The sequence below is a fragment of the Dactylosporangium sp. NPDC051541 genome (genome assembly GCF_044454505.1).
Lineage (GTDB): Bacteria > Actinomycetota > Actinomycetes > Mycobacteriales > Micromonosporaceae > Dactylosporangium.
Genome location: NZ_JBITDU010000001.1, coordinates 636257 through 658579, shown reverse-complemented (window position 1 = coordinate 658579; position 22323 = coordinate 636257). Strand labels below are relative to the sequence as shown.

The following is a 22323-nucleotide window of genomic DNA, read 5'->3' as shown; positions in this document are numbered from 1 at the left end:
GTTCTGCGCTTGGAGTCGGCCGCGGGCAGAAGCCGCGGCTATCGGTCATCCACGGTCGTCGGAGCCGGGTTCTCGTCGTTCTTGGCGCCGACGTGCAAAATTCCACCGACAAATCTCGATACCGGGCCCGGTCTCTTCCCGGCGTTCGAGTCGGCCGGCGGCAGGGCATGCGCCCCTGCGGGCGGTACCGGTGCCCGTTGTGGTGGCGGCGCCGGCTGCGGCTTGACCTTCGGCGGTCTGGTCTTCCCGGCCTGCCATTGCGCGAACAGCAAGGTGTCGGCGGCGAAGGCGTTCCAGGCGTCCGCCAGGGGCTGCCCGTACGCACCACCGGACATGCGCTTGCGCATTCGTTCGGCGTCATCAGCGCGCCCGTGCCGCCAGAGCTCGGTCAGCACCAAGCCGGCCGACTGCGGCGAATTGCCCTGGAACCACTCGAACATCACGCGTTCGAGGTCATCAAAGCTCAAATTCACCCGACCGCCGTGCACGTAGGCCGCGACGATCTGATCCATGGCCGCGCCCGTGCGGACCAAGGTGCGCAGACGCTGGTATGCCCAGAACCGTTCCAGCGTCGACACGTGGCGAATCCGCTCGATCCAGTCCGCGCCGAAGACCAGGTCGACGAAGTCCGACGGCCGGGCATCCACCTGCTGGGCGATCGCCCGCGCGGCCAGATCCATCAGCTGCGGATCGACAACCGACACGATGGCCATGAGCCGATAGCCCTGGAGTGCGGTGCTGCCGGTCGCCGGGAAGAGCGCCTGGATGAGCCGGTCGTGCATCTCGGCCCGGTGCTCGGCCAGCACCGGGTTGTACCACGCCAGCCGAAACGCCTCGGCGTAGTCGGGAAGCGCGACGGCACCCATGGTGATGCCGGGCAGCTGCCCGAAGCGCACCAGGTGCAGCACGTCGATGCGCGCCCATTCGATCTCCGCCAGGCCGCAGTTGTCCGGCGTCAAGAGGTCCAGCTCAGCCTCGAACGCCAGGTTTTCGGCCTCTGTCCCGATCAGGCCGGCCCGCTCCACCAGGGCCGGCCACATCGCCGCAAAGACACGCACGGACTGCCGGGCGAACTTGGCGATGTTCAGCAGGACGAGCCACACCCGGTCGTCGGCGCTCCACAGGACTCGCCATTGATCGTCAGTCGGTGCTCCCCGCCCGATCGCGAAGCCGAAGGGCACGAGCCAGGGCCGGCCACAGGCGCCCGGATCGGCCAGCCACCGGTCGATCTGATCGACGGCCCGCTCGAGCGGTATCCCGCGGTCGAGAATCTGGCGCAGCAGCGCCACACAGATCGCGGGCTGGTCGGCGATGTGCTGCTGGATGACCGGATCCTTGATCGCACCTTTGACGTCGGCCAGCAACTTCAGCGCCGCGTCCGCGGCGGCCGGGCGCAGGTCGCGCATCGACTCGGTGGGCCGCAGCAGCTCGCGCAGCAGGTTGAGCCCGCACGCCTCCCCGGCCTGATCGGCCAGGGCGAACCACGAGCGCAGGCCGGGCAGGCTGGCTTCCGTGAGCTGGGCCCGGCCGTAGGAGCCCAGCCGTCGCTCCGTCTCCGCGGACCAGGTCCGCAGCAGCAGATCCGGGGCCGCCTTGTCCCGCGGGCCGCGATCGGCCAGGAACTGCACCAAGATCTGGGCGTACTTCGACGGCAGAGTGTCCAGCGGGTGCTGCGCCAACACCTGCTGCACGTCGCTGACCGACGCCCGGCCGGACTGGATGAGGCGGACCACCTCACGCGTCAGGTCCATGGCCAGCAGGCACCGGCGGGCCGACAGGGCGTCGCGGCAGCGGTTCGGGTCCGACTCGTTCACGAGATGTTCGACGATGTCGAGCGTCCGGAACTTCGCTTCACCACGGCGCAGGCGGATCAGGTCGGTCACATAGTCCGCCGCGTCCGCGCTGCGAGGACGGGGTGGCGGCTCCTGCCAGACCACGCGGACCTGGTCCTTGGCCACGGTGTCGGCGAAGACCAGCTGCACGCCGTGCTCGACGTTCGCTCTGGCCCACGTCGCCGCGCTGAACCGGGTGCGGCGCCCGTAGGGCAGCAGGGCGCAGACCGCGTCGAACAGCGCGACGCGATCGTCCAGGCCCGGCAGCGGCACCGCCTCCGCGACGATCGCGATGCGGCGGCCCTCCAGTACCAGGCCGGCCAGGCCGGCCAGCCAGTCGAACCCGAACCGGTCGATGTTTCCGGCCACCGTTTGCGCCGGGATGTCGACGATGTCCATCCGGGTCGGCGGAGCGATCGGGCTCTGGCCGGTGACCCGGGTCTCCGGCCAGGGCATCTTCTGGTGTCCGAAGGCCATCCCCGTCCACGTCAACCGGTGGGCCGCGGCATCCAGCCAGTCCGTCCAGAGGATCCGGGTCGGGGTCACGGGTCGCCCGCCCTCGGTGCGCAGCGGACTCGAGATCATCACACTCATCGCCATCATCGGCCGCGGCCCGTTCCCGGCCGTGACGATCACCCATGGGAGGGCGTCCGGGGTGCCGACCGCGGTACTGGAGGGCGTCCCGGTCAGGCCCGTCTCCTGCAGCGACTGCGCGACGGCCATGCTGCCGCTGGTCCCCACGACCTCGTAACCGTCGATCGCATAGGTGCCCGACGGGTCGAGTCGTTTGCTGACCAGGGCCCATTGGGCCGGCACGGTGCGCGTCGGCCTGGTCGTGCCCTTGTCCACAGTCACGGCGCCCTAGCCTCGGATCGCCCGGTCGAGCGAGATGAGCGGCTCCAGGACGTTGATCGGGCGTACCAGGTCGCGGATGGTCGCGGTCCGGTCGGGTGCCATTTGCACATTTGTGAAGTCTCGGAAATCGAAGATCTCCTGGTGGTTGAGTCGGAACCCGACCGACGAAGTCGCGAAGTATTTGACGCGGGAGTCGTGGAAGTTGGCCCGGATGAGGTCCCGGATCAGCGAGGCGCCCTGGCCCCGCAGGACGTGGCAGACCCAGTCGAAGAACGCCTCGGCCCGGTCGTCCGGGACGCGGGGCAGCCGCTGGCCGATGTTCTCCTGGGTCACCCACCCGTCGCGGACCGCCCGCCGGAAGAACGCCGGGTCGTCGAACTTGGTCACGCACACCGACAGGTAGTGCGGCAGCCGGCCTCGGTGCAGGCGGCCACCGGCGTTGACCGCCGCGGACAGCATCTGCAGCGTCTGGTCGAAGTAATCGATGTTGGAGTGGTGGAGGGTGATCGGGTCGAAGAGGTAGATGATGCCGCGGGACCGAGCCAGGTGGTCCACGACCCGCTGCATCACCGCTCCGTGCCGGAACGTCTCGCCGGGCACGTCCTGCACCGATAGCACGAACTCCACCGGCCTCTTGATGAACCGGCCGGGCAGCTGGCCGTTGAATGACCACCGCAGCGTGTCCACCGTCTGGCTGGGCTCCGGGAACCGGTGCAGCCGGGTCATCTGCCGAGCCTGCGCCACGAGGAACTCAGAGGAGTCGTCGTCCAGCCCCGAGACGGTCCACCGGCCGAACTTGCCCTGCTGCGCGGCGGCGATCCGCAGCGCGCCCAGAAACGTGGTTTTGCCGGACTCGGCCTGGCCCCACAGTCCGATCTGCACCGCGTTCTGTGACACGTTCGCGTTGGTGGGGATGGCGAGCGGCTCCAGGCCGTCGTCGTTGGTGCCGGCGTCGTCCTGCTCCCACGGGTTCACGGCGGTGGATGGCACCACGATCTGTTGCTGCGCAACCGGCTCGTAGGAGCGCATCTCCGGCTCGGCCGCGAACATCGGCGACCGGGTCGGCGGCGAGGTGTCGGCGGGGGCCGGATAGGCCGGGGCCTCCGGCGGCGGGGCCACCGGGGCGCCGGTGACCATGGGGTCGCTCAGGTGCAGGGTCGGCTGCGGGCCGGGCGGCGGGGTGGTGGCCGGGCGGGCCGGGGTCGGGTCGGTGCGCGGTGGGGCCTGGGCCGGGATCGGGTCGGTGCGGCGGCCGTTGGGGACGGGGTCCGGATTTGTGCCGTGGAACCAGTCATCCTGGTCGGTGGGGGTCGTCATGGCCGGTTCCTCTCGGTTGCCTGATCGATGTCGTAGCCGCGGCCCAGTTCCAGCAGCGGTGCGTCGAAGGTGTTGCCGTTCGCCGGGCCGTAGCCGTTCGGGATCGCGTCGATGGCGAACGGAGGTGAACCGGCGGTGCGGAACACCCGGATGCGGGTGCCGGCGGGCGGGGAGTGCTCGAGGATCCAGCGGTTGAGCGGGATCTGTACCCACTGCTCGAGCATCGGGCTGCGGATCTCCCGGGCCCCGTAGCGGGCGCCGACGCCGAGCAGCTGCGACTCGACCTCGCGGATGATGTCGGCCCGGTCGGCCACCAGCTCGAAGCCCTTGGCCAGGGCCGAGGCGACCAGCTGGTCGAGGAACTTGTTGACGATCTGGCCGATGACGGCCGGGCGCAGCATGTCGAACGGGACCACGCCGCCGCCGAGGCGGCCGAGCAGCTCCGGGCGTTTGAGGTCGGTCTCGAAGTGTTCCTTCACCTTCTCCTTGAAGTGCTCGCGGACCATCTCGTAGGTCGGCTCGGCGCCGAGGTCGCCGAGGCTGGCGGCGCCGATGTTGGAGGTGAAGATGACGATCGAGTGGGAGAAGTAGGCGGTGCGGCCCTGCCCGTCGGTGAGCCGGCCGTCGTCGATGATCTGCAGGAACTTGTCGTAGACCTTGGTGTGGGCCTTCTCGATCTCGTCGAACAGCACCACGCTGAAGGGCCGCTCCAGCATCCAGTTGGTGAGCAGGCCGCCCTGCTCGTGGCCGACGAAGCCGGGCGGGGCACCGGTCAGCCGCTCGCTGGCGTGCTCCTGGCCGAACTCGCTCATGTCGAAGCGGCGCATCGCCGTCTCGTCGTCGAACACCAGCTCGGCGATCGCCTTCGCCAGCTCCGTCTTGCCGACGCCGGTCGGGCCGACGAAGAAGAAGACGCCCTTGGGGCGGCTGCCGGTGCCGGTGCCCTCGGCCACGAAGTCGATGCCGACCCGGGCGTTGGCCAGGACGTTGCTGACCTCCCGCACGGCGTGGTCCTGGCCCATGACCCGGCGGCGCAGCAGGTCGGCCGAGCCGCGGATCTTGTTCACGTCGAGCTTCTCCCACGGGTCGTCGCGCAGGGCGAAGCGGTGCCGGGCCAGGAGCCGCCGGCCCTCGGTGGCCTCGATACCGGCGATGCGGGAGGTGGTCGTCATCGACTGCAGGTCGAGCACGGTCATGCCGTCGGTCAGGTTGGCCAGCGTCGCCACGGCCTGGTCGCGCCGCTCGCCGTGGAGCTCCTCGCCCCGGTGGTAGCCGGACACGGCCTCCGACAGCAGCTCCCGGCGCTCCTCGATCCGGGGTAGCTCGGCGGGCACGATGGCCACGTGCGGGCTCTCCCGCAGCCACATCGGCATGCTGGTCAGGTCCCGGACGACGAAGATCAGCGTGTTGCGCAGCCGCCCGGGCGGCGGGGTGGCGGCCGACTGGACGAGGTGGCGCACGAACGCGACCTGGGCCGGGAACTGGTCGTTGACCTGACCGGCCGGCCCGATCAGCAGGTCCGGTGAGTCGATGAGCACGGCGCACGGGGCCGCGGTCTGGGTCAGCAGGGGCACCAGGGCGGCCAGCGCCTCGGCCGGGTTGCGCGGCCGGGCCCGCTGCGCGGTGCGCATCTGCGACTCGACCTGCCGCTGCGCGGAGTCCATCTGCTCCCGCCGGTGGCTGCGCCGGTCGGCCGGATCGGCGGCCGGCGGCGGGGTCTGGCCCGGTGCCGCCGGAGCCGGTGCGCCCAGCCCCTGCAGGCGCTCGAACTCCTGCCGGTGCGCCTCGTCGGGGAAGGTCAGGCCCTCGGCGATGCTGTAGCGGGCCGTCGCCGCGAACCCGAGCACCCGCAGGACGTCGAACACCGACTCGGTGAAGGTGTCGTACCGGTGGTTCCAGCGCACCAGGTCGTCGACGTTGCCGTGGATGACCAGGTGGCGATGGCGGTTGATCTCGTGCCCGAGCCGCAGCAGCCAGACCGAGCCGCGCAGCCCCGAGGCGTTGGGCGCGTTCATCCCAGCCCCTTGCGCGTCTGCGGGGCGGCCGCCGGCCGGGTCGCGCCGGTGTGCCGCGGTCCGGGGCCCGGGTCGCCGTCGTCCCAGGAGACGGTGCCGGTGACGTAGCCGTCCTGACCGGCCCGCTCGTTCAGCGCGCCGACCAGGTCGAGCAGGCTGCCACAGGTGGACCCGGTGATGCCGCCCGCGGCCTCCTCGGCGGCCAGGTCGGAGCTGGAGTAGAGGACCTCGTGCGGGCTTCCCTCGCCGTCGTGCACGAGCACGTCCAGGGCGTCGCCGCGGGTCGTCTCGGCCCGGACCGACACCGACCCGTCCGGCCGCTCGGAGAGGCTGCCGGCGACCACGCCGAACCCCATCTCGGGCAGGCCCGCCACGATGGAGGCGAGGATGCGCCGGCGCTCGACGATGCGCTCCACCCGGTCGTCGAAGCTCTGCTCGGTGCGCCCGAGCGCGGCGGTGACCTGGCCCAGCATGATCGCCAGCTCGTCGAGCCGGCCGTCGGCGGCCAGCCCGCGCATCCGGCCGAGGTAGTCGTGGGCGAACCGGGCCCCCTCGACCTCGATGTGCAGGTCGCGCCCGTCGGCTTCGAGGGCGTCGAGGCGCGAGGCCAGTTCGTCGATCTGGAACTCGGCCTCCCGGATCGCGGCCGCGCGCTCGGCCTTCGCGGCCCGGACCCGCTCGAGGTGCTCGGCGACCTGGCGGGCGGCCCGCTCCACGGTCTCGGCCGACCGGGCCTCGGCGGCCGGCTGGGTGCTTTCGGCGGCCGTGCCCAGCGCCGCCTCGGCGGCCTGCCCGCCGGCGGTGTCCAACCGCAGCCGCTCGGCCCGCGGGATCGCCTCGAGCCGGGTCGTCAGCTGGGCCAGCCGGGCCGAGGCGGCCGCCTCCTGGCGCAGGCTCACCGCGTCGGACAGCGCCTCGATCTGCCGCTCCAGCAGATCGAGGCGGCGGTTGGCGGCGGCCAGCGCGGGGTGGTTGGGCGCGGCCGCGATCTCGGCCGCGACCTGCTGCACGGTGGCCGCCTGGGCCGCCGCCTCGGCGCCGAGCCCGGCCGCCGTGGCCGGCCCGGTCAGCGCGGCGTAGCGGGAGGCGAGGGCGGCGCACCGGCGCGTGGTCGTGGCCCGGGTCCGCTGCACCGCGGCGGCCAGGCGCTTCTGCCGCTGCTGCTCGCGTTTGCGGGCGCGCTCGGCCCGCTCCGCCTCGGCCTGAGCACGCCGGGCCGCGGCAAGGTCGACACTGTTGTACTTCGGCGATCCACTCATCCGTGTCTCCTCGTCGGGGTCATTCGGCCAGCGGGACGGCATCGGGCGCAGGGGCCAGGCCGAGTCGCCGTTCGAACTCAACCCGGAACTGACGGACAGCGGGCACGCCCAGCCATCGGATCGCGCCGTCGGCGCCGAGCTCGATCTGCAGTCCCGCGCTGTCGTCATCGGGCAGGGGCCGGTGCCGGCCGGTGAGGTAGTGCAGCCGCTGGTTCGCCGAGCCCCGCCAGCGCAGCCGGGCGTGCCGGTTGGCCAGGTACGGCCCGTCGACGAGGATGTCCAGTGCGTCCAGGAGCCGGTGCTGGGCGGCGTCACCGTGGCGGCGCAGGTGCTCCAGGACGTAGCCGGTGTAGCTCATCACCGACAGGTCGCGCCGGGCCCGCACCCGGGCCACCAGGTCGGCCAGCTCGGCGGCCTGGGCGAACGGCTCCCCGCCCGAGAGCGTCAGCCCGTCGATCGCCTGGTCGGCGATCCGGTCGGCGAGCTCACCGACGCCGACCTCGACCCCGCCCACCTCGGGAATCCACGCCGGGCTGGTGCACTCGGCGCAGTGCAGCGGACAGCCCTGGACCCACACCGCGAAGCGGATGCCCGGCCCGAGCACCTCGCAGCGCGGATGCGTCTCGGCCAGCCGGATGGTCGCGTCGGCCGCATGCACCGGCATGCTCACCCGTCCCTCCATGATGTGCGCGGCGCCGGGAAGTCCGGCAGCGGCGGTGTGCCCTTCTTCGGCTTGTGGCCGTAGTCCGGCGGCGCGGCCCGCACGGTCCGCACCTTCGGTTTGGCCGGCGGCGGGGTCCGCGGGTGGGCCGGGGGCGGGAAGTAGTCGCCGGCGCCGGCGCTGACCTGGGCGCACCAGACGCACTGCCGCAGCTCGCGGGGGTAGCGGTGGTAGACCGAGTGGCCGCAGGCGGCGATGTTCTCCGCAAGCGTGTCGAGGGCCTGCACCCACATCGCCGCGGTCGGGCGCGGGGTCGGCGCGTGGGTCTGGTCGGCGAAGGCCTCCTTGAGCAACCGGCGGATCCTCGCGGGCATGATGATCGGCGGGATGAGCCCGGGCCGGGCGCCGAGGCTGGCCGGGTTGGTCACGCGGTTGGCACCGAGCCGGATGTTGCCGGCCTTGCCCTCAGCCCGGGCCGCGCCGACGGGCCGGCCGTCGTAGGGGTGCTGGCCGGCCATCAGCAGCTCACAGATCAGGATCGCCAGCCCGAAGTGGTCGTGGGCCGGCGTGAGCACCTGCGCCGGGCCGCCCGGGCTGTAGGGGGCGTAGTCGGCCGTGGCCATCGGGGCCCGCCAGATCTGCCCGCTCGCCCGGTCGGGGAACTGCATGCTGTCGCAGTCGATCAGGCACACCCGGCCGGCCCGGGTGACCAGCACGTTGTTGGGGCTGACGTCCCCGACGACGATGGACGGGTGCAGCGCGGCGAAGATCGCCGCGAGCTCCCGGGCGATCCAGACGCACCGGGCCCACGTCGGGTCGTCGAGCGCCTCCGCCCGCGTGTCCGCCTCATAGATCTGGACCAGCGGCACCCCGAGCACCTCGAACATGAGGAACCCCACGGCGCGGCGCTCGGCGTCGTAGACCACGGACTGGGGCCACGCCACGTAGCGGTGCCCGTCCGGCTCGGCACGCCAGCGGGCCGGCGGCTGGGCGATGGCCGCCGTGAGCCGGGGCTCCAGCCACGCGTCCGGCCGCCGGTAGATCTTGGCGAGGACCCGGTCCAGGCCGGCCACGCGAAAGACCGTCCCCTCCCGGCCACGGGCGATCCGGGGGCCCAGGTGCAGCTCGCCGACGCCGGCCGCGAGGTAGGTCATCGCCGCACCGCCAGCACCATGGTCATGTCGTCACCGGAGGTGGCCGCGTAGTCGGGCGAGGCCAGTCCGGCCGCGAGGTCGAGCGGCGTCCGGCGGTCGTCCGCGAGCGCCTCGAAGAACCCGGCGAAGTCAGGCGGGGCGAGGTAACACATGGCGCCGTCGGCCCGCCGGGCGATGTCCAGCGTCGCCTGGATCAGCCCGTCGGAGCACAGCGCGAGACCGGCGAGCCGGGGCTCGTCGATCACCCCGCAGGACAGCTGGGCGGCGGCGTCCGGCGAGGTCAGGAACGTGGTGACGCCGGGCGGGTCGGCGATCGGCGGCGGCACGACGAGGTGCGCGCCGCCCGGCCGGCGGTGCACGACCAGGAAGCAGTCGCCGACCGTGAGGTAGCAGTACCAGGGCGGGCAGGCGAGCACCGCCAGCAGTGTGGTGGCGAAGTCCTCCGCGCCCAGCCCGGCCGCGCCATCGGTGGACAGCGGACCGGCCACCGCCTCCACGGCCTGGGTGAACGCCGCTCGGCAGGCCCCGGCCCAACGCTCGGCCAGCTCCGCCCAGACCGGCCCGGTGCCGGGCCGCTGCGGCGGGAGCACCGCGCACGCCGACGTGAAGGCCGCCTCGACCGCCAGCCGCGACCCCACCGCGGAGCGCGGCCGCGACCCGGCCCCGTCGGCGACGGCGAGCACGAACACATCGGCGTTCACCGCCCGGTAGAGCCAGGAGTCCTGGTTGGCGACGGCGATGGCGGCGTGCCGCGGGCCTGGCACGCTCACGCCGGCGACCCGCCACTGCGGCGGGAACGGGTCGGTCACAACGGCCCGCCCATCAGCCAGCTGCGGGACTCGTCGTCCGCCTCGACGTCGCGCCGGAACTCGCGCTTGATCTCCTCGGCCGATCCGGTGCCGGCCATGGCCTTGAGCCGGGGGGAGCTGTTCGACACGAGCGTGAGCGCCTGCATGAAGTTCACCTGGGCCAGCGGGTAGTACCCGTCCGGGCCGGCGAGTGTCCGCAGCGCCTCGTCGTCGGCTCCGGGCACGCCGATCGCGAGGAAGATGAGGTTGTGCCCGGCCTCCTCCTGCCGGATCCGCCGGGTCACCTCGGCCAGCCGGCCGGTGGGCCGCCCCTGGAAGTCCGTCGGCGCGCCGTCCGAGATCAGGCACAGGATGGGCCGCCACGCCAGCAGGAGGTTCTGCCGGTCCAGGGACTCGGCCCCGGCATAGACGATCTCGATGCCGCGCTCGATCCCTTCCAGCATCGGGCTGTAGCCACCCGACTGGAGCGCGGCCGGGTTGAACCGGGCCACGTCGACGAACGGGTCGGGCGGCTCGGCCGTGGTGGCGCCGCTCGCGTCGACCGTGCGCACGCCCCCGTGGCCGAAGGTCACCAGGGCGATCTGCGCGGTCCGCTGCAGGTTGGCGTCCGCGCGCATGTCGTTGCCCCAGGCCCGCAGGGACTGGTTGAGCCCGTCGAGCGCGCCGATCTCCCCGATCGATGCGGAGGTGTCGATCACCAGCGTGATCAGGGCGCGGTTGTGGGCCGAACGCGGCGCCGGAGGCGTCCAGGGAGCGGTCATGCGCGGTGTTCCTCCGGTACGGATACGGCGGTGGTGGCCTCGGCCGGCGTGTCGGGACCGGCCACCGTGACGGTGTGGCTGTCGTCGCCGGGCTCGCATTGGACGACCTGGCCGGGCTGGAGCGGCCGGGCCGGGTCGGCCGACGCCCACACGACGACACCGCCGATCTCGACGTAGCCGCCGCCGTCGACGAAGTGGGTGCGCACGACGGCGAACACCGGCTCGGGCGCGGGCTCGATCGGCTCAGCCATCGGCGGGCCGCCCACGCGGCGGGCGGCGAGGAGTGCCAGTGCCCCCGCCGCGCACAGCATCGCCGCGTACAGCCAGGTCAGGCGCGTGTCCATCAGCTCGCACGGGTTCCTGCGCTCACCGGGAAGCCGGTGTGGGTCCAGCGGCGGGTCACGGCGCACCTCCTGCGTCGGCGTCTGTCAGCAGGTATCTGACGGACCGCCGCGCGGGAGGCCTTTACAGCAGGGTCAGCTGCTCGCCCTCGGGCGGCGCCGGGGCGGGGCGCGGGGTGGCCTCGATGGTCTCGCCCATGCGGGTGGTGCCGGTGCCGCCGGTGGTCAGGCCATGGCGACGGGCGGCCAGGCGGACCCGGGCGGTGAGCTCGCGCTGGTAGGACTGGGGGGCGTAGGAGCCGTTGCCGTAGAGGTCGCGGTAGCGGGGGGCCAGGTGGGGGTGTTCGCGCAGGAGCCACTGGCGGTACCACTCCCGGGCACCCGGCCGCAGGTGCAGGGCGAGGGGCACGATGCTGGCCGCGCCGGCCGCGGACAGGGCGGCGACGGTCGCGTCGATGGCGTCCTGGGTGTCGGTGAGGCCGGGGAGGATCGGGGCCATGAGGACGCCCACCGGGAAGCCGCTGTCGGACAGGCGGCGGATGGCGTCGAGGCGGCGGCGGGGGCTGGGGGTGCCGGGCTCGACGGCTCGCCACAGGGCCTCGTCGATGAAGCCGACGGACATCGAGAGGCTGACCCGGGTGACCGAGGCGGCCTCGCGGAACAGGTCGAGGTCGCGGGTGATCAGCGTGCCCTTGGTGAGGATCGAGAACGGGTTGGCGTGGTCGCGCAGGGCGGCCAGGATGTCGCGCATCAGCCGATAGCGACCCTCGGCCCGCTGGTAGACGTCGACGTTGCTGCCCATCGCGATATGGGCGCCGGACCAGGTGCGGGCGGACAGCTCGCGGCGCAGGACCTCGCCGGCGTTGACCTTGACCACGATCTGGGTGTCGAAGTCGCGGCCGGCGTCGAGGTCGAGGTAGGTGTGGGTGTGCCGGGCGAAGCAGTTGTGGCTCACGACGCCGTTGGCGATGAAGTCGCCGGTGCCGGTGGTGATGTCATACATCGGCACGTCGACCCCGAGCGGCTCGACCGCCGTCACCCGCAGGGACTCGTCGCCGCGGACCAGCTCGCCGTCCGGCGACCCGACGGCCCGGGCGGGGGCGAAGCGCAGGCCGAACCGGACCCGCTCGCGCGGACCGCCGAGCACCCGGACACCGTCGAAGGCGTCGGCCACGACGGCGAAGCCGGCCCGCTCGAGGCACTCCACGAGCCAGTCGACGACGACCTTGTCGACCACGTCGAACCGTGGCCCGCCGCCACCCGGCCCGCCGCCACCCGACCCGTCGCCGTCGAGCGCGCCGGCCGCGTCGAACAGCCCGGCCACGAACCCCAGCCGCCACGCCGGCTCCGGCGCCTCGGGCCAGTCGAGCACGGCGCTGGCGTCGCGCACGCTGGCCCCCGCGTATTCCCGGGAGTCCTTCGTCAGCGCGTGCAGCCCCCCGCAGGCCGCCGCGTAGTCGTCGGCCCGCCGCCGGACGCCGGCCGGCACCGGGGAGGCGTGGCCGTCGCCGTGCACGAAGCCGCAGAGGTAGCCGCGGCGATAGGCGGGCGCGTCCACCGGCGGTGCGGGCGGGAGGGCGCCGAACCCGGCGAGCCGGTTGGCGGTGGTGAGGTGGGGGCGGCGGCTGCGGCCGTGCCGGGCGCCGGTCACGTGCTTCCAGCCGCGGTCGGTCAGGAAGCGGTGCTCGCCCGAGGCGACGAGCGCGGTGCCGTCGGCGAGGGTGACGCGGTGGGCGGGCTTGACCGTCTGCCAGTGTGCGAGGACCCGGGTCGTCGTGTAGCGCCGCAGCCGGCCGTCACGCACCGTGCCGACGATCTCGTCGCCGACCCGCAGCTCGGCCAGGGGCGTGGTGGTGCCGTCGGCCATCAGGATCGCGGTGTCGCCGGTCAGGCAGTAGACGCAGGCGTGCGAGCACCCGCGATAGGGATTCAAGGTCCACTCGAACGGCACCCTGGACGCGCCGGGCACCTTGTTGATCAGCGATTTGGCCTGGACCTCGTAAAACGTCATGCCCCGGAACTCGGGCGTGTCGAAGGTCCGGGCGACGGCCCCGGGCAGTGCGAGCGGAAGGGCTCGCGCCGGCCCGGGGTCACCGGTGGCAGGACCGCCAGTCGCCTTGAGGTTGTCCCATCGCACGCGTTCATTCGAACACGCGTTCTAAGCAGACGCAAGGCGCCCCGGCGGTCGACTACGAAGCGTCAGGCCTTGGTGACGGAGTCGGCGTCGGCCGGCTCCTCCGCCTCGGTGGTGGCGGGCGCGGCCTTGGCCGCGGCGGCCTTCTCAGCGGCGTCCTGCTCGGCCGCCTTCTGCTCGGCGACCTTGGCCTTGATCTCGTCCATGTCGAGGTCGCGCGCCTGCTTGATCAGGTCCTCGAGGGCCTGCTGCGGCAGCGCACCGGGCTCCGAGTAGAGCGCGATGCCGTCCCGGACGATCATCAGCGTCGGAATCGAGCGGATGCCGAACTCGGCCGCCAGCATCTGCTCGGCCTCGGTGTCGACCTTGCCGAACGTGATGTCGGGGTTGAGCTCGGAGACCTTCTCGTACGTGGGTGCGAACATCCGGCACGGTCCGCACCAGGAGGCCCAGAAGTCCACGAGAGTGATCCCGTCGCCACCGATCTTCTCGGCGAAGTTCTCCGCGGTCAGCTCTACGGTTGCCATGCTGTTCAGCTCCGATCCCTCATGGCGTCCTCGGGTATGCACCGTCATAACCACGTACCCCTTACCGGCATTCCCAACCGATGCGAGGGATGATGGTCACGTGGCACCAACCGAGCGGCCGGTCTTCGTGTTCGACGGCGACTGTGCCTTCTGTTCATCATGCGCCCGCTTCATCGAGACGCGCATCAAGCCCGCCGCGGACGTCGTGGCGTGGCAGTTCGCCGACCTCGGCCCGCTCGGTCTGACCGAGGAGCAGGTGAGCTCGGCGGTCTACTACGTGGCCCCCGGGCGGGTGAGCGCCGGCCCGGCCGCGATCGCCGACCTGCTGCGCCGCGCCGGCGTCATCTGGCGCATCGCCGGGTCGATCCTAGGACTGCGGCCGATCACGGCACTGGCCTGGCCGGTCTACCGCTGGGTCGCCCGCAACCGCCACCGCATGCCCGGCGGAACCGCCGCCTGCGCCCTCCCCCCGAACCATCCGGCACGAGCGAAATAAAGACGATGCCCCGATAAAGACGATGGACCGATAAAACCGACAAGGGCGAAACAAGCGGAAGAACAAGAGCCGGACTCGGGTCCGCCGTGGGCGCGACCGTCGCTCCCGCCAGGCCCCGGTCGGCGCCAGGGCGCCTCCCTTCCGACTCCGCGGTGCGGACGGTCAGAGCGCGCCCGGCGGCGCCCGGAAGACAACAGCGCCCGCGGTGCGAAAGGTGGTAAAAGCCGCCAGAGGCGGCTTCGTTTTCAGGCGCCGCCAGAGGCGGCTTTCGTTGTGGCCTTTGTTGCGCGGACGCCGAAGGGAGACCCCGGGGCCGACCGGTTCGCCCAGTCTGGCTCGGTGGGCTCCGCATGACCGACCCAGACCAGGCGCTGACGGGAGCAGCGGACCGCAATAACCGCGGACCCGAGTCCGCCCTTTGCTCTTCTCAAACCGCTTTCGCTCACACCGCCGTTGCCGGCTCTCCCGCGGGTTCCGGGGATTCCTTGGCGCGGTCCCGCCACCGCCGCAACCAGTGGATGGGACGGACCGTTTCCAGGGGCAGGAAGGCCGTCATCGCGATCTGGTGCGGGATGAACGAGATGGTGATCAGGCTGATCGTCATCAGGTGGAACAGATAGAAGCCGGCCACGATGGCGTAGCGCCACTTGGGCTTGACGAAGAAGACGATCGGGCTGAACAGCTCGAAGCCGACGATCCCGAACTGTGACACGGTCGTGAAGCCGGGGATCTTCAGCAGCCACTGGGCCAGGGCCGTGCCCCGGCGGATGAACGAGCGGGTCAGTGTCGCGCCGGTCAGCCAGGCCAGGCCGCCGTAGCGGAACTTGGAGATCGAGGCCAGGAAATAGGTGGCGACGACCGCGAGCTGGGTGGCCCGCAGCGCGAACCCGCCGGCCTCGGTCGGGGTCTGGTCGCCGTGGCGGGCGCGGCCGGCGGTGGGCAGGACGGCCAGGGCGACCAGGATCGCGTAACGGTCATGGTCGATCTTGCCGTAGCTCATCGCGATGATCATCCACTCGAAGTAGAGCGCGAAGACCGTCCAGCCGAGCAGGCGGTGGGCGCGCCCGGTCGCGGCGAGCAGCGACAGCGGGATGAGCGCGTAGAAGATCGCGTTGACGATCAGGTGGGTCGGCGTGGGCAGGTGCAGCAGGCGGCCGACGACGAGCGGCTGGTAGAGGTTGCCGGGCAGGTTGCCGTGCGACTTGATCCAGGCGCTGAAGAAGATCAGGTCGAGCGGGACGAACAGGTAGACCAGCGTGCGGAACGCGGCGATGCGCGCCTTCGGCACGGGTGCGAACAGCCAGCCTGCGATCCGGGTCATGGCCGGTACCTCGCCAGAACCACCTCGGTGATCTCCCCCGTCGGCTGTGCGTTGTGCAGATGGTGCTGCACCTCGACGATGTCCACCTCGACCAGCGGCGGCCGGCCGGGGTTGCGGGCGGCGTAGGCCTCACGGACCGACTGCAGCAGCCCCGGGTCGGCCTTGAACCGCTCGATCTGCGCCTCGATCTCGGCCCGGCGCACGCCCGCGTTCTGCTCGTCCAGCTCGAACTTCTTCCCGGTCGTGTCGATCCCGTCGGTGCGCAGCACCAGGACCGGCTCATTGGGCTTGTCGGCGGTGGCGAACATCCGGAACGGCGCGAACGGGAAGACGGAGTCGTCGGCCCAGAACGTCCCGGCCAGCGTCAGCGCGGCGACGACGGCCGCGGCCACCATCCGTGCCGCTTTGCCCCGAGTGTTCAACCGTTCCATCAGCACCGGACCTTACAGCAAGGTGAACGACTCACTCTCCGTAGTGCGAGCGGCATCACAACGCGTAGTGAACACGCTCAGCTCCGCAATCATGTGACGCGCGTCTCTATACGGAGCGTTGCGATCTTGCAAATCGAGCCGCCAAGATACTCAGCACGAAGCGTGGGCGGCGGGCGCCAGGCAGAGCCCCGCCGCTTGCTGCGTTTTGTCACACTCACCCCGTTCCCCCTACCGAGTGCCCGATCCGGCCCGGCATGCTGCCCAGACACCTGCACGGAGGGGGCACCAATGCAGTTCGGGCGGTATTACGAGGAGTTCGACGTAGGCGCCGTCTACCGGCACTGGCCCGGCAAGACCGTCACCGAGGCCGACGACCACCTGTTCTGCCTGTTGACGATGAACCACCACCCGCTGCACCTCGACGCCCACTACGCGGAGACGTCGACGCAGTTCCGGCGCAACGTGGTCGTCGGCAACTACGTCTACTCGATCCTGCTCGGCATGTCCGTCCCCGACGTGTCCGGCAAGGCCATCGCCAACCTGGAGGTCGAGTCGCTGCGCCACACCGCGCCGACCTTCCACGGCGACACGATCTACGGGGAGACGCTCGTGCTGGACAAGCGCGAGTCGGAGTCGAAGCCGGACCGCGGCGTGGTGACGGTGGAGACGAAGGGGTACAAGCAGGACGGCACATTGATCTGCGTGTTCAGACGCCGCGTCATGGTGCCGAAGCGGTCGCACGCCGGCCCGGAGCTGTCCAGCTTCCCGGAGCCGAAGCCGTCAGCCTTTCCGGAGCCGAAGCCATCGGCGGCAGAGTCGTAGAAGCCCGGCCGGGTCGTAGAAGCCCGGCGGGGTCGTAGAAGCCCGGCGGGGTCGTAGAAACAGCGTCAAAGCCCGAGCGCGTGCGGAAGGTAGGGAGGACGGCGTGGGATTGCTGCGCAGGCTGCTGGGGCGGGAGCCGGCCTGGGACGAGCGCTGGGCGGTCTACCCGGGCGAGGTGGGCGGCCACCTGGCGATGTACAACATCGACCTCGGCGCGGTCGAGGCCGCCCCGGTCGCGCGGTTCCCGCAGCGCTTCGACGTCGAGTTCACCTACACCGGCGACGGCGCGAGCGGCATGCCGGCGGCCGGCGAGCTGTCCTCGATCCACGAGCTGGACGCGGCGGTGCGCCAGGTGCTGCGCTCGGCCGGCGGCGCGCTCGTCGGCCGCGTGCTGTCGGACAACACCGGCCGCATCACCGGATACCTCCCGGCCGACAGTATCCCCCCGCCACTGCCGGCGATCGACGGCATCACCCCGCAGACCGGGATGGCCTCCGACCCCGGCTGGACCCGGGTCCGCGACGAGCTGACCCCCGACGCCTGGCAGCGCAACATCATGGACGACAACCAGGTGGTCCAGGAGCTGGAGGCGCACGGCGACCGGCTCAGCTCGCCCCGGGCGGTGGAGTTCCTGGCCTACTTCCCCGACCCCGACCGGGCCGAGGCGACCGCCGCGGAGCTGCGCGAGGACGGCTTCGCGGTCACCGTGGAGCGCGGCGACGAGGGCGACTTCGTCCTGCAGGCGATCCGCCGGGACCCGGTCGAGCCGCCGACCCTGCACGAGGTGACTTGGAAAGTCCGCGGCATCGTCGAGCGCCACGACGGCATCTACGACGGCTGGGGCTGCATGGTCCAGGCCTGACCGCCCCGCCGAACCCAGCCCGACCGCCCAGCGAGACTCAGGCGGCCCCGCCGGACTCAGGCCGACCGCCCCCGCCGAACCCAGCCCGACCGCCCCCGCCGAACCCAGCCCGACCGCCCCCGCCGAACTCAGGCCGACCGCGCCGCCGGGCACCGCACCGCCGACTGGGTGATTAAGCCGCACCGCACCGCAAGACACCGCGCCCCAGGCCGACCGCGCCGCAGGGCACCGCACCGCACCGTCGGCCGGGTGATTAAGCCGGACCGCGCCGCAGGCACCGCGCCGCCAGGCCGGGTGGACGGGCCGGCCCGCGCCGCAGGGGCACCGGGCAGCAGGGCTCAGGTCCGACCGACCCGCCGAGCCACCGAGCGGCGCCGGATCGCGTGGCCCCGCAACCGTTTTGCCTCCGGGAAAAGGCGCTATCACCGGATTTTTCGGCATACGCTCGCGGAGGGAGGTCGCCATGCCGAGCAAGCCCGCTTCCGGCCCGTCCGGCCGCCCGGCCGTCGGGGTCGACCTGCCGCTGCACCGGCCGGAGTGGGACCTGCTCGTCCGGCTCCCCCGCAGCGTGCTGGTCGTGGCCTGCGCCGGTGACGAGCACGTCGACGCCGTCGCCGGGGTGGCGGCCATCGCCTCGGGGCAGCGGTCCCGGGCCCTGCTCGTGCGCGGGGTGGTCGCCGCCATCTTCGCCGAGCAGCTGACCGACAGCGATCTGGACGACGGCGCCGTGCGGCCCGACGCCGTGCTCGCCGACTGCGGGTTCGCCGTGCGGCTGCTGGCCGAGCGGCTCGGGGCCGACATCGCGCTCGCCTACGGCGAGTGGCTGATGGACATCGCCGCGAGCGTCGGGCGCACCGCGTGGGCGGCGGGGCGGATCCGGCTCGGCGGGGTGGAGATCCACCTGGCCGAGCGGCGCTTCGTCAACGGGATCGCCCGCGAACTGGCGCGCGCCTTGCACCGCTGAGGCGGCACTCCCCCGGCGCGCCGCGAGCGCCGGCCGGGTGGGCTGGGCAAACCTTCTCACCCGGCTGGCCTCCAATACCCTCGTGCGCATGGAAGGCGACGAGACCCCCGAACGGGTGGAAGGCCACGAGATCCCGAGGCGGGTGGAAGGCGACGAGACCCTCGAACGGGCGGAAGGCGACGAGATCCCCGAGCGGGCGGAAGGCCACGAGATCCCGAGGCGGGTGGAAGGCGACGAGACCACCGAGCGGGTGGAAGGCGACGAGACCACCGAGCGGGTGGAAGGCGACGAGCTGCCGGTCGGCGTCGGGCCCTGGGACGGCCCGTGGCCGGCGGGCGAGCACTACGACCCCGGCCTGCTCGCCGCGGGCGACCGGCGCAACGTGGTCGACCGCTACCGCTACTGGCGGCTCGAGGCGATCGTGGCCGACCTCGACACCCGCCGGCACGCGTTCCACGTCGCGGTGGAGAACTGGCAGCACGACCTCAACATCGGCACCGTGGTGCGCAACGCCAACGCGTTCCTGGCGGCCGAGGTGCACATCGTCGGGCGGCGGCGCTGGAACCGGCGCGGGGCCATGGTCACCGACCGCTACCAGCACGTGCGCCACCACCCGGACGTGGAGACGTTCCTGGCCTGGACCAAGCGGGAGGACCTCCCGCTGATCGGCATCGACAACCTGCCGGGGGCGGGGGCGCTGGAGCGGGCCGAACTGCCCGAGCGGTGCGTGCTGCTGTTCGGCCAGGAGGGGCCGGGCCTGTCCGAGCCGGCCCGGGTGGCCTGCTCGGCGGTGTACTCGATCGCGCAGTACGGCTCCACCCGCTCCATCAACGCCGGGGTCGCCAGCGGCATCGCCATGCATACCTGGATCCGCCAGTACGGGGTCGGAAACCCGTGAACGGCCTTACCGTGGGTACATGGGCGTCGCAGTCAGCTGTCCCCGCTGTGGTGGTCCGGTGCGCGCGCCGGACCTGATGCACTCCGAATGGCGCTGCGACGCCGACGGCTCGGTGCTGCCGTTGCACGTCGCGCACCACATCGGGCCGGAGATCGTGGACTCGGCCCGGGCCCGGCTCGTCGCCGCCGCCCAGCGGGCCGGGGACAAGCGCCCGACCCCCCTGTGGTGTCCGTGGCCGCTGCCGAGCGGCTGGATGATGACCGGCGTCGGGTGGGTCGGCGACGAGCGCTCCGGCATCCGGGCGACCGCGGTGGCCTGCAGCGGGCCGGGCGTCGTGGAGCACGGGCCGGCCGACTGCGTGATCATCGCCGAGGAGCCCGGCATCGGGCTCGGCACCCGGTTCGCCGGCATCCCGGGGACCGACCCGGGGCCGTTCTTCGACGGGGACATCGCCACCACCACCGCGCACGCCCGGGTCCGGGCCGCGGGCTGGCCGCTGCCGCTGTGGATGGCCAAGTCGCCCGAGGACCGCTGCGCCTACGTGGGTGAGGCGGCCGGGATGTGGATCTACATCGTCACCTGGCCCGCCGCGGCCGGCTATCTCCTCGAAGAGGAGCTCGACCTGCACGATCTCTCCGACGACGTGCCAACCCACCTCGTGTACGGCGCGCCGTCGCCCTATCTTCACGGCAAAGCGTAGACGTCTACCTCTACGATCAAGCTCCGGGCGGACCGCCTCCCGGCGCGGCGCATCTGCACCCTGAGCCGCGCAGCTGATACGCTGAGTTTGGCCGGGGCACTGGTGCGCAGTGTCGCGGGGAGGGGATTGACCGCGATGCTCAAAAAGGTCCTCACCTGGGGAAGCATTGCCTTCCTCATCTTCTTCGTGGCATATCGGCCACAGTCGGCCGCCAACGTGTTCAAGTCGCTCGGCGGCGGCATCATGGACATCGCCACAGGATTCGGCGAGTTTTTCTCGAGCCTCGTCGCCTAAGGACCCAGCCATGTCGACCGGCGCTGAACCCCCCGAGGACGACCCCAACGGCCGGCGGTTCCAGGACCGCGACACGGAGCCGATTCCCCGTGCCCGCCCCGGTTCACGCCCGGAGGCCCGGCCCGACTACTCCGCCGACGACGAGCCGCCGGTCGAATACTCACCGACGTCGGACTACGAGGCCGCCCGCGGCGCCGGCTACGAGCCCGGTGGCAGCTACGAGCCGGCCACCGGTGGCTACGAGCCTCCACGGGCCGAATACACGACGGACGGTGACGACTTCGTCTCCGACGCCTACGCCGACCCGATGACCGACGGCGCCGGCGCGCGCGGCGGGGCCGCACCGCAATACAGCGGCGCCCCGCCGTCGTTCTCCCAGGACGAGTTCGCCCGGCTCCAGGGCGGTGAGCCGGCGCCGTCGGTGCCGCCCGGCAGCCGCGTGGCGCCCTTGGAGGACGAGGCCAGCGGCCACGCGTCGCGCTATCTGTTCCCCACCGAGAAATTCCGCGGTGAATGGAAGCGGCATTGGATCCAGCTCGCCCGCGAGGGCGTCATCGCCATTGTGGCGACGATCGCGATGGGCTACATCGCGGGCTGGCTCACCAAGAGCGGCTACGAGCAGATTCGCACCGCGGTGGTCGTGATCTGGGCCGGCGTGATCCTCTACTGCGCGTGGAAGGTCGCCGACTGGTGGTACGACCGATTCATCCTGACCAATAAGCGGGTCATGGTCGTCTCCGGCATTTTCACCCGCAATGTGGCCATGATGCCGCTGCAGCGGGTGACGGACATGAAATACGTCCAGTCGCTGACCGGGCGAATGTTCGGATACGGGCACTTCGAGCTGGAGTCCGCCGGCCAGGACCAGGCCCTGCGCAATATCCGCAACCTGCCCAACCCCAATGAGCTCTACCTGCGCATCGTCGAGGAGATGTACGAGCCGGAGGCCGTCGAGGCCCGCCTCGGCCGTGCGGTCAGCGGCGAGGACGACGGCACCTGAGCCACCGGGCCACCCGGCCGATCCACCCGAACCCCACCGATCCGGCTGGGAATTCCCTGAGAATCCGTGTCGTCATGCAACCTCCGGACCCCCCAGTGGCGTCTTCGTACGTGGGCGCGGAGGGTGGAGGGGGCGGTCGGTGCCGGACGAGGCAGCAGGTTTCCGCGAGGAAGACTTTCGTGAGTTCGTCGGGCTTCGCTCCAAGGCGCTCCTGCGCACGGCCTACCTGCTGGCCGGTGACTGGGCCACCGCCGAGGACCTCCTGCAGATCGCGCTGACCAAGACCTTCCTGGCCTGGAAGCGGCTCGGGCACATCGAGGCCGTCGAGCCCTACGCCCGCCGCGTGCTGGTCAACACCGCCACCAGCTGGTGGCGGCGGCGCTGGCACGGCGAGCGCCCCACCGAGGTCCTGCCCGAGAGCGCCGCCGCCGACCAGCTCGAGGAGAGCCTGGAGCGCGACGCCATGTGGCGGCACGTCAAGGCCCTGCCCAACCGGCAGCGGGCCGTGCTCGTGCTGCGCTACTACGAGGACCAGTCCGAGGCCGAGACCGCCCGCCTGCTCGGCGTCTCCGTCGGCACCGTCAAGAGCCAGACCTCCCGCGCCCTCGCCACGCTGCGTGACAAACTCAGCGCCGAAGGTGTCCGCCCGGCCGTCAAGTCCCAGCCCGCCCGCCCGCAGCATTCCGAACCCACCCGAACCAGACCACCCAAATCCGCCCCGCCGCTCGCCGTGCTGCCCGATGTGCCGGATGTCGCGGCAGTCCCGGAGCCGGCACAACCTTTTGCCGAGGCTGAGGCGCTTCTACCAGCGGACACCGCGGTCGAAGCACCGGTGGAAGTCGAAGTCTGACTGTGCGCGTGGGTTTGGAG

General features: G+C 72.0%; 22 protein-coding genes. 9 read left to right on the top strand and 13 right to left on the bottom strand.

The window, feature by feature from the left end:
* Positions 1-38: 38 nt before the first annotated feature.
* From ACIA8L_RS03090 to trxA, 11 genes are all read right to left on the bottom strand, one after another.
* A complete protein-coding gene (locus tag ACIA8L_RS03090) occupies positions 39-2687 on the bottom strand; it encodes a hypothetical protein (RefSeq protein ID WP_395899819.1) in 2649 nt (882 codons plus the stop codon).
* A 6-nt stretch (positions 2688-2693) separates the two neighbouring features.
* Positions 2694-4004, bottom strand: a complete 1311-nt coding sequence (locus ACIA8L_RS03085; protein ID WP_395899818.1) for a hypothetical protein — start codon at positions 4002-4004, stop codon at positions 2694-2696.
* On the bottom strand, positions 4001-6019 hold the full coding sequence (locus ACIA8L_RS03080; protein WP_395899816.1) for an AAA family ATPase: 2019 nt from the start codon (positions 6017-6019) through the stop codon (positions 4001-4003). Before ACIA8L_RS03080 ends, ACIA8L_RS03085 begins: the two co-directional genes overlap by 4 nt.
* Positions 6016-7278 carry a hypothetical protein gene (locus ACIA8L_RS03075; protein WP_395899814.1) on the bottom strand — a complete coding sequence of 421 codons (1263 nt, stop codon included), beginning with the start codon at positions 7276-7278 and terminating at the stop codon, positions 6016-6018. Before ACIA8L_RS03075 ends, ACIA8L_RS03080 begins: the two co-directional genes overlap by 4 nt.
* Positions 7279-7297: 19 nt before the next feature.
* Entirely contained in the window at positions 7298-7942 is a 645-nt protein-coding gene (locus ACIA8L_RS03070; protein WP_395901703.1) for a 4Fe-4S single cluster domain-containing protein, read from the bottom strand.
* A 2-nt stretch (positions 7943-7944) separates the two neighbouring features.
* A complete protein-coding gene (locus ACIA8L_RS03065) occupies positions 7945-9093 on the bottom strand; it encodes a hypothetical protein (protein WP_395899812.1) in 1149 nt (382 codons plus the stop codon).
* Positions 9090-9902 (bottom strand): protein phosphatase 2C domain-containing protein, encoded by an 813-nt coding sequence (locus ACIA8L_RS03060; RefSeq protein WP_395899810.1) that lies wholly within the window; start codon positions 9900-9902, stop codon positions 9090-9092. Before ACIA8L_RS03060 ends, ACIA8L_RS03065 begins: the two co-directional genes overlap by 4 nt.
* Positions 9899-10663 carry a VWA domain-containing protein gene (locus tag ACIA8L_RS03055; RefSeq protein WP_395899808.1) on the bottom strand — a complete coding sequence of 255 codons (765 nt, stop codon included), beginning with the start codon at positions 10661-10663 and terminating at the stop codon, positions 9899-9901. The genes ACIA8L_RS03060 and ACIA8L_RS03055 overlap by 4 nt, the downstream gene beginning before the upstream one ends.
* Positions 10660-11007, bottom strand: a complete 348-nt coding sequence (locus tag ACIA8L_RS03050) for a hypothetical protein (protein ID WP_395899806.1) — start codon at positions 11005-11007, stop codon at positions 10660-10662. The genes ACIA8L_RS03055 and ACIA8L_RS03050 overlap by 4 nt, the downstream gene beginning before the upstream one ends.
* A gap of 121 nt (positions 11008-11128) precedes the next feature.
* On the bottom strand, positions 11129-13141 hold the full coding sequence (locus ACIA8L_RS03045; protein WP_395899804.1) for an intein-containing Rv2578c family radical SAM protein: 2013 nt from the start codon (positions 13139-13141) through the stop codon (positions 11129-11131).
* Positions 13142-13203: 62 nt separating this feature from the next.
* Positions 13204-13665 (bottom strand): thioredoxin, encoded by a 462-nt coding sequence (gene trxA, locus ACIA8L_RS03040; protein WP_395899802.1) that lies wholly within the window; start codon positions 13663-13665, stop codon positions 13204-13206.
* Positions 13666-13765: 100 nt separating this feature from the next.
* Here trxA and ACIA8L_RS03035 point away from each other — a divergent pair, with 100 nt between their 5' ends.
* The gene (locus tag ACIA8L_RS03035) at positions 13766-14161 is read left to right on the top strand and encodes a thiol-disulfide oxidoreductase DCC family protein (RefSeq protein WP_395899800.1); all 396 of its coding nucleotides are present in this window, start codon (positions 13766-13768) and stop codon (positions 14159-14161) included.
* Between the two features lie 442 nt (positions 14162-14603).
* Here ACIA8L_RS03035 and ACIA8L_RS03030 read toward each other — a convergent pair whose 3' ends face one another.
* Both ACIA8L_RS03030 and ACIA8L_RS03025 read right to left on the bottom strand, forming a co-directional pair.
* Entirely contained in the window at positions 14604-15482 is an 879-nt protein-coding gene (locus tag ACIA8L_RS03030) for an MFS transporter permease (protein ID WP_395899798.1), read from the bottom strand.
* Entirely contained in the window at positions 15479-15913 is a 435-nt protein-coding gene (locus tag ACIA8L_RS03025; protein ID WP_395899796.1) for a hypothetical protein, read from the bottom strand. Before ACIA8L_RS03025 ends, ACIA8L_RS03030 begins: the two co-directional genes overlap by 4 nt.
* 288 nt (positions 15914-16201) lie before the next feature.
* On the opposite strand from ACIA8L_RS03025, the gene ACIA8L_RS03020 reads away from it, so the two are divergent.
* From ACIA8L_RS03020 to ACIA8L_RS02985, 8 genes are all read left to right on the top strand, one after another.
* Entirely contained in the window at positions 16202-16735 is a 534-nt protein-coding gene (locus tag ACIA8L_RS03020; RefSeq protein ID WP_395899794.1) for a MaoC family dehydratase, read from the top strand.
* A 103-nt stretch (positions 16736-16838) separates the two neighbouring features.
* Positions 16839-17597 (top strand): DUF695 domain-containing protein, encoded by a 759-nt coding sequence (locus ACIA8L_RS03015; RefSeq protein ID WP_395899792.1) that lies wholly within the window; start codon positions 16839-16841, stop codon positions 17595-17597.
* 463 nt (positions 17598-18060) lie between these two features.
* Positions 18061-18561 carry a hypothetical protein gene (locus ACIA8L_RS03010; RefSeq protein ID WP_395899790.1) on the top strand — a complete coding sequence of 167 codons (501 nt, stop codon included), beginning with the start codon at positions 18061-18063 and terminating at the stop codon, positions 18559-18561.
* 277 nt (positions 18562-18838) lie between these two features.
* Positions 18839-19459, top strand: a complete 621-nt coding sequence (locus tag ACIA8L_RS03005) for a TrmH family RNA methyltransferase (protein WP_395901701.1) — start codon at positions 18839-18841, stop codon at positions 19457-19459.
* A gap of 19 nt (positions 19460-19478) precedes the next feature.
* The gene (locus ACIA8L_RS03000) at positions 19479-20159 is read left to right on the top strand and encodes a DUF6758 family protein (protein WP_395899788.1); all 681 of its coding nucleotides are present in this window, start codon (positions 19479-19481) and stop codon (positions 20157-20159) included.
* An 87-nt stretch (positions 20160-20246) separates the two neighbouring features.
* Positions 20247-20453, top strand: a complete 207-nt coding sequence (locus tag ACIA8L_RS02995; RefSeq protein WP_395901799.1) for a hypothetical protein — start codon at positions 20247-20249, stop codon at positions 20451-20453.
* A 10-nt stretch (positions 20454-20463) separates the two neighbouring features.
* A complete protein-coding gene (locus ACIA8L_RS02990; protein ID WP_395899786.1) occupies positions 20464-21453 on the top strand; it encodes a PH domain-containing protein in 990 nt (329 codons plus the stop codon).
* Between the two features lie 139 nt (positions 21454-21592).
* Entirely contained in the window at positions 21593-22303 is a 711-nt protein-coding gene (locus tag ACIA8L_RS02985; RefSeq protein ID WP_395899784.1) for a SigE family RNA polymerase sigma factor, read from the top strand.
* Positions 22304-22323: the final 20 nt, after the last annotated feature.

Bases quoted from the DNA above. Each gene is read 5' to 3' on its own strand.
- ACIA8L_RS03085 (WP_395899818.1), bottom strand. From the start codon at position 4,004: ATGACGACCCCCACCGACCAGGATGACTGGTTCCACGGCACAAATCCG.
- ACIA8L_RS03080 (WP_395899816.1), bottom strand. From the start codon at position 6,019: ATGAACGCGCCCAACGCCTCGGGGCTGCGCGGCTCGGTCTGGCTGCTG.
- ACIA8L_RS03075 (WP_395899814.1), bottom strand. From the start codon at position 7,278: ATGAGTGGATCGCCGAAGTACAACAGTGTCGACCTTGCCGCGGCCCGG.
- ACIA8L_RS03070 (WP_395901703.1), bottom strand. From the start codon at position 7,942: ATGCCGGTGCATGCGGCCGACGCGACCATCCGGCTGGCCGAGACGCAT.
- ACIA8L_RS03065 (WP_395899812.1), bottom strand. From the start codon at position 9,093: ATGACCTACCTCGCGGCCGGCGTCGGCGAGCTGCACCTGGGCCCCCGG.
- ACIA8L_RS03055 (WP_395899808.1), bottom strand. From the start codon at position 10,663: ATGACCGCTCCCTGGACGCCTCCGGCGCCGCGTTCGGCCCACAACCGC.
- ACIA8L_RS03050 (WP_395899806.1), bottom strand. From the start codon at position 11,007: ATGGACACGCGCCTGACCTGGCTGTACGCGGCGATGCTGTGCGCGGCG.
- trxA (WP_395899802.1), bottom strand. From the start codon at position 13,665: ATGGCAACCGTAGAGCTGACCGCGGAGAACTTCGCCGAGAAGATCGGT.
- ACIA8L_RS03030 (WP_395899798.1), bottom strand. From the start codon at position 15,482: ATGACCCGGATCGCAGGCTGGCTGTTCGCACCCGTGCCGAAGGCGCGC.
- ACIA8L_RS03025 (WP_395899796.1), bottom strand. From the start codon at position 15,913: ATGGAACGGTTGAACACTCGGGGCAAAGCGGCACGGATGGTGGCCGCG.
- ACIA8L_RS03020 (WP_395899794.1), top strand. From the start codon at position 16,202: ATGCAGTTCGGGCGGTATTACGAGGAGTTCGACGTAGGCGCCGTCTAC.
- ACIA8L_RS03010 (WP_395899790.1), top strand. From the start codon at position 18,061: ATGCCGAGCAAGCCCGCTTCCGGCCCGTCCGGCCGCCCGGCCGTCGGG.
- ACIA8L_RS03000 (WP_395899788.1), top strand. From the start codon at position 19,479: ATGGGCGTCGCAGTCAGCTGTCCCCGCTGTGGTGGTCCGGTGCGCGCG.
- ACIA8L_RS02990 (WP_395899786.1), top strand. From the start codon at position 20,464: ATGTCGACCGGCGCTGAACCCCCCGAGGACGACCCCAACGGCCGGCGG.